Source organism: Paenibacillus sp. Soil750 (assembly GCF_001428045.1).
In the GTDB taxonomy this organism is placed as follows: Bacteria; Bacillota; Bacilli; order Paenibacillales; family NBRC-103111; genus Paenibacillus_E; species Paenibacillus_E allorhizoplanae.
On record NZ_LMSD01000009.1, the window covers coordinates 64,220 to 78,454 of the forward strand.

11 protein-coding genes are annotated in these 14,235 nt (G+C 45.8%); 7 read left to right on the forward strand and 4 right to left on the reverse strand.

The window, feature by feature from the left end:
* Positions 1–14: 14 nt before the first annotated feature.
* The 4 genes from ASL11_RS09885 (at position 15) to ASL11_RS09900 (ending at position 5,418) form a co-directional block, all read left to right on the forward strand.
* Positions 15–1,787, forward strand: coding sequence for a sensor histidine kinase (locus ASL11_RS09885; RefSeq protein ID WP_056613030.1), 1,773 nt, complete (start codon positions 15–17; stop codon positions 1,785–1,787).
* A gap of 34 nt (positions 1,788–1,821) precedes the next feature.
* A complete protein-coding gene (locus ASL11_RS09890; RefSeq protein WP_056613032.1) occupies positions 1,822–3,489 on the forward strand; it encodes a response regulator in 1,668 nt (555 codons plus the stop codon).
* Between the two features lie 133 nt (positions 3,490–3,622).
* Positions 3,623–4,513, forward strand: a complete 891-nt coding sequence (locus ASL11_RS09895) for an ABC transporter permease (protein WP_056613212.1) — start codon at positions 3,623–3,625, stop codon at positions 4,511–4,513.
* 20 nt (positions 4,514–4,533) lie between these two features.
* Positions 4,534–5,418 (forward strand): carbohydrate ABC transporter permease, encoded by an 885-nt coding sequence (locus tag ASL11_RS09900; RefSeq protein ID WP_056613034.1) that lies wholly within the window; start codon positions 4,534–4,536, stop codon positions 5,416–5,418.
* 717 nt (positions 5,419–6,135) lie between these two features.
* On the opposite strand, the gene ASL11_RS09905 is transcribed toward ASL11_RS09900, so the two are convergent.
* The 4 genes from ASL11_RS09905 to ASL11_RS09920 form a co-directional block, all read right to left on the reverse strand.
* Entirely contained in the window at positions 6,136–6,828 is a 693-nt protein-coding gene (locus ASL11_RS09905) for an LrgB family protein (protein ID WP_056613036.1), read from the reverse strand.
* On the reverse strand, positions 6,825–7,223 hold the full coding sequence (locus ASL11_RS09910; RefSeq protein ID WP_056613038.1) for a CidA/LrgA family protein: 399 nt from the start codon (positions 7,221–7,223) through the stop codon (positions 6,825–6,827). The genes ASL11_RS09905 and ASL11_RS09910 overlap by 4 nt, the downstream gene beginning before the upstream one ends.
* An 86-nt stretch (positions 7,224–7,309) precedes the next feature.
* Positions 7,310–9,118, reverse strand: coding sequence for a cache domain-containing sensor histidine kinase (locus tag ASL11_RS09915; protein ID WP_056613040.1), 1,809 nt, complete (start codon positions 9,116–9,118; stop codon positions 7,310–7,312).
* Positions 9,119–9,122: 4 nt separating this feature from the next.
* A complete protein-coding gene (locus ASL11_RS09920) occupies positions 9,123–10,742 on the reverse strand; it encodes a response regulator (protein WP_056613042.1) in 1,620 nt (539 codons plus the stop codon).
* Positions 10,743–10,964: 222 nt separating this feature from the next.
* Here ASL11_RS09920 and ASL11_RS09925 point away from each other — a divergent pair, with 222 nt between their 5' ends.
* The 3 genes from ASL11_RS09925 (at position 10,965) to ASL11_RS09935 (ending at position 14,184) form a co-directional block, all read left to right on the forward strand.
* On the forward strand, positions 10,965–12,365 hold the full coding sequence (locus ASL11_RS09925; RefSeq protein ID WP_056613044.1) for an ABC transporter substrate-binding protein: 1,401 nt from the start codon (positions 10,965–10,967) through the stop codon (positions 12,363–12,365).
* Positions 12,366–12,445: 80 nt separating this feature from the next.
* Positions 12,446–13,342 carry a carbohydrate ABC transporter permease gene (locus ASL11_RS09930; RefSeq protein WP_056613046.1) on the forward strand — a complete coding sequence of 299 codons (897 nt, stop codon included), beginning with the start codon at positions 12,446–12,448 and terminating at the stop codon, positions 13,340–13,342.
* Between the two features lie 11 nt (positions 13,343–13,353).
* Complete coding sequence (locus tag ASL11_RS09935; RefSeq protein WP_056613048.1) at positions 13,354–14,184, forward strand: carbohydrate ABC transporter permease; 831 nt, start codon at positions 13,354–13,356, stop codon at positions 14,182–14,184.
* Positions 14,185–14,235: the final 51 nt, after the last annotated feature.

Consider the following 14,235-nt stretch of genomic DNA (forward strand, 5'->3'; position numbering starts at 1 on the left):
GAGGAGTTATGTGAATGGCAGGGAGACAGCGACGGTTCTCAATACTTGGCAAATTAATAGTGACTTTTCTCATCGTGCTTTCACCTATGTATGTGATCGGGACACAGATTAATGAATGGGGTGCGGGGCTTGTCCGCAAGGAAATTTCCAAATCACTCGAGTCGCAAATTCAGTTCTATCGCTCATCACTTGAGAATGAAATCGACAGAATGGGACGTATTCAACGGCAATTTATGAATGACGAAGATTTGGAAGCGCTGAGTGTGACGGCCGATAGTTTAACCGAATATCAGAAGCTTGTTATTTTGAAAAGGTTTCAGCAACGCCTCGTCCTATTAAAGGAATCGAGTATGTATATCGAGCGGGCAAGTGTGTATATTCCGCCTATTAATAAAATTATTTCATCTACGGAGTTAGCCGACATCTTGCCTCGAGAGCGTCTGGATCGATTAAAACAAGATTCGTTTTCGCATAAAGGATTATTTTATCGCGATGGCGATCATCTTTACTTACGTGAATATTATCCCAACAACCAGTTGGTGGAAGGGCGCGACCCGATGTTCGTTCTGGAACTGGAGCTTTCCATGCCCGCTATGCAATCGTATTTAGCGCAGATTTCTAATTATGACCAGGGCGGCGCAGCGATCGTGAAAGCAGATTGGGATATCGTCCATACGCAAAATAAAGAGGCCTACACCCTCATTCGTCAAACGGTTCGGGAGCAAATGTCCATGCTCCAGATTAAGTCTTCACAAATCGTTCAAGCAGCTAATGAGCTTATCAAGATCGGGAATCAGCGTCTTCTCACGGTTTCCACCTATTCATCAGCACTAGATCTGATGTTGGTTGCTTTTGTTCCGGAAAAGGCTGTGATGGGGCCGCTGGATCATTATCAAGTTTATTTATATCTCATCTCCTTATGTGCACTTATTGTCATTATCTTGTTCTCTATCTATGTGTACCGCATCATACATCGCCCGCTCAGCAGGCTTGTCCGAGCTTTCCGCAAGGTGGAATCCGGTGATCTACAAGTCGAGCTAGCGTATAAAAGCAGTGATGAATTTCATTATTTGTATGCCCAATTCAATAACATGGTCGCGCATTTGAAAAAACTAATTTTCGAAATTTACGAGCAGAAAATTCGTACGCAGCAATCCGAACTGAAGCAGCTGCAGTCGCAGATCAATCCGCACTTTTTATACAACAGCTTCTACTTACTGTATCGTATGACGAAAGCGCAAGATTTCGAAAACTCAACCCGATTCACCAAATATCTCGGCGATTATTTCCAGTACATGACCCGAAATGGCAGTGAGGAAGTCCCGTTGGAGCGGGAGTTGAGCCATGTTCGTGCTTTTGCTGAGATTCAAACTATCCGGTATATGAACCGTATTTCGTTTGAAATGGAGCCATTGCCAGAGGTATGTAAACAAATTGTTGTTCCACGGCTGATCTTACAGCCAATCGTGGAGAATGCGTATCATCATGGGTTTGATCAGGACCATCATGAGCGTCATCTGCGGATTTCGACCGTATGCCTGGAGAGCGATGACGGAGAGAGACTTGTTATCATCCAAGTCGAGGACAATGGCAAAGGGATGACCGACGAGGAACTCCGAGATTTTCAGGCCAAAACGCAAGAGGGACAAGCGACGGAGGAAGTAACGGGGGTGTTGAATGTGCATCGACGCTTACAATTAAGGTTTGGTGAGAAGGCCGGTGTACGGATTCTCCAACGAGAGGAAGGCGGTTTGATCGTTTCAGTCGTCATTCCATTCGTCGGATAGGGGATTTCAATTTGCAAAAAGAGGACGTGATGTCATGCTGACAATGATGATCGTGGATGATGAGCCGCTGGCCGTTCACTATTTGACAGAAACTTTGCTTGAGCTGGAAGACATGGATTTCGAAATGGTGAAAGCTCACTCCGGCAAGGAAGCGATAGAGAAGATGGAAGCGGGGAAAGTGGACATTCTGCTCACGGATATTCGGATGCCGGGGATGAGTGGGATGGAGCTTGCCGATTATACCCGTAAAAGATGGCCGCGCTGCCGCATCATTTTCTTGACTGGCTTTGATGATTTTGCCTATGCCCAGACAGCAATTCGCAATGGGGGCATCGATTTCGTCCTCAAAACAGAGGGCGATGAGGCCATCATTCAAGCGGTGCAGAAGGCGACGCAGGATATCGCGCTCGAAATCAACCGTGAAGAAATATTGAAGCGTTCTCGAGAGCAGCTGCATGCCGCATTACCAACGATTCGCCGCGATTACCTGCGGCAGCTCGTGCAAGGCGAGTCCGAATCGCTCGCCATTAGGGCTCGCAGGTTCGAGGAGCTGGGCATCGGCCTGCACGCAGGGAGTCCTGTGCTCCTCGTCATCGGACGATTGGATGAATGGGGGTCCTTCGCCGCACCATCGGATCAATCGCTTCTGTTCTATTCCGTACATAACATAGCGGAGGAATATTTGAACGGCTCACTAAACATGATAGCGCTTCCGTATGATCGCAATCGGTTTATTTGGCTCGTTCAACCAACTGAGCCAACCGATGACGGGCAAGAAGAACAAGTGATTCGTACGCTTTCCGGCGGAGTAGAGCTTGTTCAGTCTGCCTGTCGGCGGCATCTGAAGGTGCCGGTTTCCTTCCTGCTGGCTTCTAGCTTCTGCACATGGGAAGCGATGATGCAGCGGATTGAGGCCATGAAGCTGCAGTTGGCCTATGGCATCGGGAAAGGACCTGAGATGCTGCTAACCGAACAACGCAGGGAAGACAAGGAAGAGCTGCGCTCTAGTAAGCAATTCTATGAAGAGCAGGATTTGCGTATTCATTTGCACAAAATGGATCTGTTGGAGACCTATTTGGATAACGGTGAAAAAGAAGGGTGTGAGCACCTATTTGGTGAGGTTGTTAAGGCAATCAAGTTGTTATCGCACAACGATGCGGGCGAGGCGCTCGCCTATGAGGCGTTCTCGCATCTTGCAGCTTTTCTTTTAACGTATATCAATAAGCGTCATTTGATCGCGCAGCTGGGTGAATCGTTCCGGATCGAAGAGATTCTGAATCCTTTTCAGCATAACAGTACGGTAGGAGCCGTTCAATTTCTGGCGGGTATCGCGCTGTCGCTGGCGGACTATAACGGGTTGAAAAAGGCGGAGAGAACGACGGATATGATCGGTCAGATTCATCATTATGTGCATGCTTTTCTACAAGAGGAGCTCTCGTTAACGCGCCTAGCGGAACTGGTATATTTGAGCCCGCCATACCTCTCTCGCATGTATAAACAAACAACAGGGCAAGGTCTGCTTGATTATATTACGGATGTGCGCATTCAGCGGGCAAAGACCCTATTAATGACGACGGAACACAAAATCCATGAGATCGCAGCGATGGTTGGATTGGAGTCTGCGCCTTATTTCACAAGACTATTTAAGAAGATCACGGGTCTTACGCCACAGGTGTATCGCGACTCTCGATTAACTGGTTAATATAAGGCAAGAGCCGCAATAATGTCCCGTATCGGTGGCATGTTCGTTAATTTTATAATAAAGACATGGAAGAGGTTGGCGATAATCCAGCTTCTTTTTTTTCATCCGGTAAGGGGGAGAATATGTGAACAGAATGAAATGGAAAGCGCAAATGCCCCTGCATTTGATGCTCATTCCCGGATTGATTGCCATCCTTATTTTTCAGTATTATCCGATGGCCGGCATTGTTATTGCGTTCCAGAAATACATGCCAACACAGGGGCTTTTTCATTCCAAATGGATCGGGCTGGATAACTTTCGATATGTGATGGAATTGCCAGATTTCTATCGTGTGCTTTGGAATACGATCTATATTGCACTCATGAAAATTATTGTAGGTCTGATCGTGCCGATTGTCATTGCCATTTTGCTGAATGAAGTTCGAAAGAATGCGGTGAAACGTATTGTTCAGACGCTGGTGTATCTGCCGCATTTCCTTTCGTGGGTTATTCTAAGCGGGATCTTATTGGATGTTCTCTCGCCAAAAGAAGGGATCGTCAATGCGGGGCTTCGTGCCTTGGGGATGCAGTCGATTTTCTTCTTGGGAGACAATCATTGGTTCCCATTCACATTGGTATTGACGAATGAGTGGAAGGAATTCGGTTTCAGCACAATCGTGTATTTGGCAGCGATCCTCGGCATTAACCCAGCGTTGTATGAGGCGGCGACGATGGATGGCGCGAATCGGTGGAAGCAAACACTGCATATTACCTTGCCTGGGATGGCTCCGATCATCGTACTGCTGGCGACACTTAGTATTGGAAATGTGCTGAACGCCGGATTCGAGCAGGTATTCAATTTGTACAGCCCTATCGTGTATGAAAGTGGAGATATCATCGACACCTTCGTGTATCGGATTGGGATGATCGATGCGCAGTACGGGGTGGCGACAGCCGTCGGACTCTTTAAGTCACTCGTTTCACTTATCCTTATCGCACTTTCGTATACGATGGCGTATCGGTTCGCCAATTACCGCATTTTCTGAGGGGAAGGAGGAAATTCAGCATGATCAAGACAGCGTCTTGGGCATATCGAGGGTTCACAATTGCGAACTATGTGTTTCTTATTAGTTTATCTGTCTTGTGTATTCTGCCATTAATTCATTTGCTGGCGATGTCGCTCAGCTCCAATAATGCCGTAGCCACAGGTTCTGTCACTTTCTGGCCCATCGAGTTCACTTGGAAATCGTATGAATTCATCCTGGAAAAACCAGAGTTTATGACCTCGTTCATCATTTCGATCAAAAGAGTCGTGTTAGGCGTCATTGTGAATATGGTGTTGACCATTCTAGTCGCTTATCCGCTGTCCAAGGAAGCAGCGAGTTTCAAGGGCAGAACGGTGTATGTATGGATATTCGTGTTCACCATGCTGTTCAGTGGGGGGATTATCCCACTCTATATGACAATGCGGTCGCTCGGGTTGTTAGACACGATTTGGGCCTTAATTTTAACGCATGCGGTGCCAGTGTATAATGTCGTTATTTTACTGAACTTTTTCCGGGCATTGCCCAAAGAATTAGAAGAAGCCGCCCTCATGGACGGCGCAGGGCAGTGGCGAATCCTGTGGAATATTTACATCCCATTATCTACGCCATCTTTGGCAACACTTACGCTTTTCGCGACAGTTTCCCATTGGAATTCGTGGTTTGACGGCATTCTATTCATGAACACGCCATCCCATTATCCACTCCAAAGCTATTTATATACGGTGGTTGTAGGTCTGGATACGCTGATCAAAAGCAACACGGATCTCGAGGTGCTGGCGCTTATATCGGATCGTACTGCACGTGCTGCACAAATCTTTCTAGGAGCGTTGCCGATTCTCGTCATCTACCCGTTTCTACAACGGTATTTCACAAAGGGGATTATACTTGGCAGTGTAAAGGAATAGCGAATATAGAGAGAGCTGGTAATTGAATAAATCGATTGTAAGGAGATAACAGAGATGGCGGTAGAACATGTTACTAAAAATACACTTCAACGAGCCTCCTTGGAAATGAGTCTCAAACCTTTCAAAAACCTCGATCCTTCTGCGATAGACGAAGTTTGCACAGAGGCGCTGCGCTTGCCAAGAGGATCGTATTTATCTAGAGGGAATTACAGGTCGAATAGATCTACTTTGGTAAGTGTAAAAAGGGGGAGATGAGCGATGGTATGAGGTTGCACTCGCGGATGTTCAGAAGCTACGGGTAGCTGAATTAGCGGCAGGCAAATCAACCGCGAGTTTGTTGATGAATAACCTCAATCATCCGAATGAATACGGGCACTCGCTATACGCAATGGCATTGGCGGCTTTACTTTGAGCAAGAAAATGGCACCTAGTTAGGACTGCATTTCCAAATAACTGGGAAACATCCATCTAATTTTGTCCAATTCAGCGATCGAGAAGGATTAACTGGAAAATGTACAGCTAGTTACACCTAATTCACTCGAAATTGCCAAATTACTTAAAATTAGCTGTAGGTTATCCATCTAGTGCTTATATTTGGTTCAAAAGTAGTAGAATAGCTGTAGTTTTTACAGGTAATTTGTTACACCAGAACCTGCCACTTCCGGAACCTATAAAGCCCCCAACCTGAAGCAGTTGCTTCGAGTTAGGGGCTTTATTCTAGCTAAACCACCAATACACCGGAATAAACAAAATCGACGTTATTATCCCAGCGGCGCCCATGGCGAAGCCGCTCATGCTGCCTTCCTCCTCGGAATCCTTGAGGAGGCGTGCCGTGCCTATCCCATGCGCAGCGGTGCCAACGGCGATACCGATGGATACCGAATCACGCCATCCGATCCAGGTCAGCAGCTTCCGGCCGATCATGCTCCCGAAAAGCCCGGTGAGCACCGTCAGCACGGCCGTTAGCTCTGGCAATCCGCCGAGATGGCGTGATATCTCTAAGGCGATCGGCGAGCTGACGGATTTCGGCAGCATGCTGAGAAGAATCTCGCGGCTTCCGCCGAGAAGTCCAACTAGGGCAGCGGCGCTAACAATGCCGGTCAACGATCCCAGCGTAACGGCGATTAAGATGCCGGTGATATGCTTTTTAATCAGACCGGCATGTTTATACAGCGGTACACCTAGCGCTACGGTTGCTGGCCCAAGCAACAAGGTAATCAGATCAGCGCCTACTTTGTAGGCGGCATATGGGATACGAAAGCTGAGCAGAATGCAAATGATCAAGCCTGAACATACAAAAAGCGGATGAAGCCACCGCCAACGCTTGTGAATATGTTGTGCAGCCGTATAGGCTACAACACTAAGCGCGATGCCAAACATCGGGTTCATTAACCAATCAGAGGTGTTCATTTCATCCCACCTTCAGCCGTCTTTTGCCCATTTGCACCTGTAGGCATCCGATGCCCTTTAACCTGACTACGTTGCATTTGCGAGGTGATAAATCCAGTTACGAGTAGGACAGCCACAGAGCTCCCCATGACGCCAACCCCGATAGAAAGCCAATTCCGCCCAATCAGAGGGAAGAATGCCATGGTTCCCACAACAAAGGGTAGAAAAAATAGCATCATATGGCCTGTGAACCAATTCGCTGTCGTTTCCACCCATTCTAACTTGATGAGCTTGGCGAATAGCGCGATGGTAAAAAGAATTAGTCCAATCACATTGCCAGGAAGAGGGATGTGAAAGCTCGTTTGAAGCCAAATGCCAATGAGGTTAAAAGCAAGTAAAATCGCGAGTCCTAGCATAAGGTCCTCCTGTCTGTCGTCTTGGTCTGTTGTCCTGTCAGTCATCTTCGTCTGTTGTCTTGAAGTGGTTGCTGAAGGGGAATGCTCTACCGCGCAGGAATGCGTATCCGCACGATCGTCCCTTCACCCGGATGACTTGCTATGTCAATCCCATACGGATCTCCGAAGTAGAAAACGATTCGATCATGCACATTTTTGATGCCAATATGTGTTTCATCGAGTGTGTCTGAAGGCTGGGCTAGCCGATTTCGCAGCTGCCCAAGCTTGATTTCATCCATGCCAACTCCATTATCCTTGATCTGGATCAGCAAGTCATCCCCCGATATCTCGGAAGATACTTCCAACAGTCCTGCTTGACTGCTCCGTTCCAGTCCATGAACAAAGGCATTCTCGATCAGCGGCTGCAATGAAAAATGCAGAACCTGCAAAGTCTCACTATTCACCGAGAGTTCCTCGCGATACTGAATTTTATCCCCGAAGCGCAGCTGTTGGATTTTTACGTACAGCCGAATGTGGATCAATTCCTCCTGCAAGGTAACTGTTTCTTTACCCGTTTGGATATGAATGCGGAACAGGCGACCTAAGATACCGACCATTTCACCGACATCTCGTTGTCCGCTGATGATCGCCTTCATTTGAATCGTTTCCAGCACATTAGCCAGAAAATGCGGATTGATCTGACTTTTCAAAGCGCCATATTGCGCGACTTTTTGCTGTGCTTTGGCCATGGAGGAACGTTCAATATAGTTCTGCAAGTCTTCTAGCATTTTGCGGATACCTTGATAAAGCACGCCGAACTCATCTTGCCGATTCGAGCTAAGATCGACATCGAAATTGCCTAAACCAACCATTTTCACCTTGCGGCTTAGTAGAATGATTGGCTTCGTTACGCGCGCGGATAGAATGAACATGAATAAAACCGCAGTTCCTAGGGACAAGAAGGCTAATGCTAATATGATTTTAATCAAAATTTCGGCTTGCTTCGTCATTTCTTTCTCATCAATGGATTGAATGACCTTCCAGCCCGAATAAGGCGAGGTCACAAAGTTAATGTACGAATTGGACCCGGCAAAATAAGCGTAAAAGCTCCCATTTTCAGCATTCAAAACGGTCTGAAGCTTCTGACTCTCTAACGTGATTGGTACATTGGCATTCGTAGTCGTGCTTTCGGAATTATAAATACTAGCTCCCTGACTATCTATAATCGTGAAGTTGCGTTTACTTGTCTCGGACAATTTCAATATTTCTCGCAAAGAATCCAATCGAATATCGATGAGCATAACCCCGAGTGGCTGCTTACTTCCTACCTTATTAATGACCCTAGCGATGGAAATAACGGGATCCTTGGCATTCACGCGATGGAAGGGGAGGTGTGTTCCGAACAGGACGATGCCACCTTTACTTTGCTGTGTCTGCAAGTACCAATCCTCATGGGTGAAATCCTCGACATCGTAATCCGAGCGATTGAAATTAGCCGAGTAAAAGACACGAGAGCCTGCATAAATTTGCACGCTGTCCACATTTTTAATCGTCATTTCGATGGAACTGACAAAGTGTTCAATGGTGTTCCCATATTGGATACGTTGATCATTACTGTTCTCGTCACCATCAGCAACCCAGTGCTCCAAGGCATTCTGCAGTTGCCCATCCATTTGCGCGTTGAGCGTTCCTTTTTCGATACTCTGCAAATATTGGTCAATATTGAAGGATAGATTTGTGAGAATCAGGTTCGAGGAGCTCTGGTACTCATTTTTGACGGCTTGGATGGAAAAAAAATAAATAATGACGGAGATAATCAATAAGGGAACAGTGATAATTAGGATCATAAGTACGAATATTTGATGGTTAACATGCTTCATCCGGTATTGCTGCGAAAGCCGCTGCCATGCGTTCAAACGTCTACCACCCCCATTTCTTCCGATAGTCGGTTGGCGTCATATTCGTAATGCTTCGGAAAGTTTTGACGAAATGCTTGTAGCTCTTATACCCGCACATCGTGCACACATCCGTCACCAAATACTCTGGTTTCTTCAAGCATTCTTGGGCATAATGGATGCGAATTTCGGTCACAAACCGCATGTAGTTCTTATCTAGTTTTCTTTTGAAAATACGACTTAAATACGATGGATTATAGAAGAAACGATCGGCTACCATTTGCAGCGTAATATCTTGGTCGATATGCTCTTTAATATAAGCTTCAATATGTTCAAAAATAAGCACATCCTGGTGGTTCGTTGAAGAGAGCTCATCGCGATACACGTCGCTGACTTGCACCATCCAAGCTGCTAGCCAGCTGAAAAGGGCATCTAGCGTTGGGAAATCATCGACACACGTAAGCTTTAGCAGTTTTTCACTGTAGACGCCTTCGACAGGAATGCCATTCCGGTGGGCGAAGCGAACGGTGGTGGAGATGATTTCTTGGATAAAGGCGAATCCACGATCCATTGAAGTGCGGGGCAGATGTATGCTCAAGTCATGCGCGAGTCGCTGCATCAGCTGTTCGATTTCCGTAGGATTACCACTTTCAAGACCGACAATGATACGGTTCTTATCCGCTTCTTCAAGAAGTAAACGTGAATCTTTGGCACGTGTCGGTGACTCATTGGCTGCGATCGGAAAGAAGATCTGTCGCTTGTCCTGATAGTAGCGTTGATATAGCGCTTGATCCGTTTGACGAAGCAATTGTGTTAATTGCGAGCTTTCAGCCGTCATTTTACCAATAGCCATGAAAAAGTTGGCATCACAAGCTGGAAGTGAGAAGTGATCGGACTCGTATGAACTTGGTTGATCATCCAATATCGCTACAGCATAGCATTTGGTCTTATCTATATATATAAATAGTTGTGGGGGAATACTGGAACTAGACATTATTTCTAAAGCGGCTCGAATGATGCGTTCAGCGTGTTGTTGGAACTCTCTTCTTTCGTAAGTCTGAGAGGGATTTGAAGGTATCCATGTTACCACAAAAGGTTGATACCTAATCGCAAAATGCCCGAAGTCGTTGAGTTGTTGGCGCACACTTTCCTCCCAAGCTGCATGCTCGTCTTCCAGTAAAAATTTGACCAGCTCTTTGCTTTTAAAGCTTTTGTTTTCGCTGGCTTGCGCTTCCAACTCCGTACGTTGGGCCCGTTCATTTCGCTTTTGCTTAAGTGTAGCCATACAGCTTTGAATGGTCGAAAAGCTTTCTTCATATTCAAGCGGCTTTAATAGAAAGGCATGCACGCCGCCAAGACGAATTGCCTTTTGGGCATATTCAAAATCATTGAAACCAGTCAAAATAATAAAGAGGGTATCCGGGAGTGTCGCTCGAATGTGTTCAATCATCTGAAGTCCGTCCATCTCGGGCATGCGAATGTCGGTGATGATCAGATCAGGTTGCTCATGCAGAGCTGTGAGCCAGCCTTCCTTTCCATTCTCAGCTTCAACAATAGAAGTCACACCAAGCTCTGTCCAGTCAAAATAGTGCTGCAAGCCAGCTCTGATTAGAGGTTCATCCTCGACAATTAGTAGTTTATACATGAAGTTCCCCCAGCTTGTTAGGACTTGAAACCTTGCGGTAACTTAAGTATAACACTAAAATTATCGGAAATGAGGCTCTCATTTGCTGGAAAACGAACAGGTCAGAATACGACTATGAATGTAAAGATACGGGGATTCTCCTCCATTTCAATATCACGTATGCTTAGGGCACGGAATGAAACGAAGCATGTTTATTCCACAAACAATAACGGGGGTGCTCAAATGAGGGCTATGAAAAAAGGATTAATGACATTGATCGGCGTTGCTCTTGTCGGGTCGCAGTTAGTTGCATGTACGAATTCATCTACGAATACTCCAGCGAACACAGCCACGAGTACTGCCGAAAGCAAAACAGTAACACCAAGTCCAGTGGCTGCGAAGCCAGTTGAGATTACGTGGTGGAACTTCCCGAACTTTCAACCACTGGATGGGGAAGTTGGGAAATACGAGAAGCAGATTATTGCCGCTTTTAACAAGAAGTATCCAGAAATTAAAGTCAATCTAGAAATGATTACCTTTGAAGGTGGTCCGCAAAAGCTGAACGTGGCCATCGCTTCGAACTCGGCACCAGATGTGATTTACGATGCTCCGGGGCGCATTATTGACTGGGGAAAGAAGAAGTTACTAGCTCCACTGAATGACATTGTCACCGACGAGGTGAAGAAAGATATTACGCCAGCGCTATGGAAGCAATCCATGGTTGGCGATCAGATTTATATGTACCCGATCAATACAGCGCCATTCATGATGGCCGTCAATAAGACCGTATTTGAGAAAATCGGTGCCCTGGATTTACTACCACTAAGTCGTCCTGATCGGACGTGGACAGTAGCTGAATATGAGAAAGCGCTACAAGCCGTGAAGGAGAAAGCACCTGAGATTATTCCAACGGGCTTCTTTGCAAAAAGTACAGCAGGTGATCAAGGGACTCGCGCATATATTGCTAACTTAGGTGTGTCGAGATTCTTGAGTGAAGATAACTCCAAAGTAGCCATTAATACCGACAATGCTGCGAAAGCATTGGACTGGGTAGCTAAGGCGACGAAGGATAAAATCAGTGTATCTGGTTCTGCTTCCTTAGCAGCTGCGGATGTCAACGATTTGTTCTTGCAAGGTAAATTAGCTTTTACTTTGAATTATTCAGCGGTACTTAAAGCGCAGAACGTTCCGCTTAAAAAGGTGCAATTCGAAGATATTCTGCTGCCATTCCCAACACTAGATGGATCTAAGCCTAAGCTTGAGCCGTATTTGGGCGGTATGGCCGTGTTTAACAATGGAAACGCAGACAAAATTACGGCTGCTAAGAAGCTAGTTGATTTTATCGCGAATGATCCCGAATATGCGAAGAAGAATTTGATTCAAACAGGCGGACTATCTGCACGTACGTCGATTACAGGCCTTTATAGTGATGCCGAATATAAGTACGCAGAAACAGCTCGTCAATTCATCACGGATGCACCGACAATTGCTGATGGTTACGCGGAAATTCGTACATTCTGGTTCCCAGAATTACAACGTGTGTTAACAGGTGCAGCAACAGGTAAGGAAGCGTTGGATAGCTTTGCGACCAAAGCGAACGAAGCCATTGCGAAAGCGAAGAAAGATCAAGCAGCTGCCAAATAAGTACGAGGAATGTCCACTGGGAGTAGAGTGCGATTGTACTCTACTCTTTTCATCTCAAAAAAGAAAGGGAGGGAAGAAATATGGAGGTAACGGTTCGTAAAACCAAAGGTTACATACGTCGAGATTGGCTTATGAGCTATGTCTTTTTACTGCCTGCACTCGGATTCTTTCTGCTTTTTGTTGCCTATCCCATGGTAAAAGGGATCTATATTAGCTTCTTCGATTACTCCTTGCGAACGTTTAACTTTATTGGATTTGATAATTATGTCGATTTAATTCAAAACGAAACGTTTCTGAAATCGATGCGAAATACACTGTTGCTAGTCGTTATTACGGTCCCTATAGTAATCGTTTTCTCTTTATTCGTAGCCGTTTCTATTTATAAGAAAAAAGAGTTTGCTCGATCATTCTTTCGAGGCGTATTCTATTTGCCAGCCGTTTCTTCTGTCGTCAGTATTACAGTTGTATGGGGATGGATCTACCATCCGAATTACGGCATTCTCAACTATTTAGGGGGATTAATTGGGCTTGAGCCGATTTCGTGGTTGGGCGACCAGCGGACAGCTTTGCTAGCAATTATCGCGGTTTTGATCACAACCTCAGTAGGTCAGCCTATCATTCTTTACGTGGCTTCCCTAGGGAATATCCCAACTTCGTATATCGAAGCGGCTGAAATCGACCGAGCGACACCTTGGCAAATCTTTTTGAAAATTATTTGGCCCATGCTCATGCCAACCAATCTCTATATTATCGTCATCACAACGATCAATACGTTTCAGTGCTTCGCCTTAATTCAATTGCTTACTTCTGGCGGGCCTGTTTATAGTACCTCGACCGTCATGTATGGTGTGTACGAGCAAGCCTTCGTGCTGGGTCATTTCGGCAGCGCCTCGGCTATGGGTGTATTCCTTGCGATTATTATCGGGGTTATCTCGTTGATTCAATTTAAATTCTTTGGCAGCGATGTTGAGTACTAGGAGGGGACATCATGAAAGTAAACGCTGGGCAAAGGGTATTTAACGGATTTTCTACGCTATTATTGATTCTTTCTACGTTGTTTTTTATATTTCCGTTTTATTGGATTGTGACGGGGGCTTTTAAATTCCAAACCGTGGCAACACAAATTCCGCCAGAATGGTTCCCGCTCAAACCGACCTTACAGAACTGGGTGGATTTGTTCAAGAATCCGGTATGGCGCTGGACGTTAAATAGTTTCATCATTGCTTTGGTTGAAATGTTCGCTGTCTGTCTGGTTTCCGCTTCTGCCGGCTATGTGCTGGCGAAGAAGCTGTTCCCTGGCCGGAAAATCATTTTTACAATGTTTATTGCTGCAATGGCTTTACCGAAACAAGTCATTCTTGTTCCGCTCTTTACGATGTTGGCCGACTTTGGATGGGTCAATACGTATCATGGACTTATTTTACCAGCGATTGGATGGCCATTTGGTGTGTTCTTGATGAAACAATTCGCTCAAACGGTACCAGGAGAGTTAATTGAAGCGGCGAAGATCGATGGCTGCTCCGAAATCCGACTATTCTCCACGATTATCTTGCCATTACTCAAACCAGCGCTAGGAGCACTAGCGATCTTTACTTTCATTGCATCGTGGAACGACTATTTCAGCCAACTCATTATGACGAGGTCTACCTCGATGATGACACTGCCGCTAGGGGTAGCAACGATGCAAGGCGAATTTACGACCAACTACGGAATCATGATGGCAGGAGCGGCACTAGCGTCTGTACCTATGATTACGATCTTTCTCGTATTCCAAAAAGCCTTTACACAAGGCATTACGATGGGTGCGGTCAAGGGATAAAGTTGCAGTAGTGGGATGGAAGATAACAGCTAATAATCATGTACACAATAT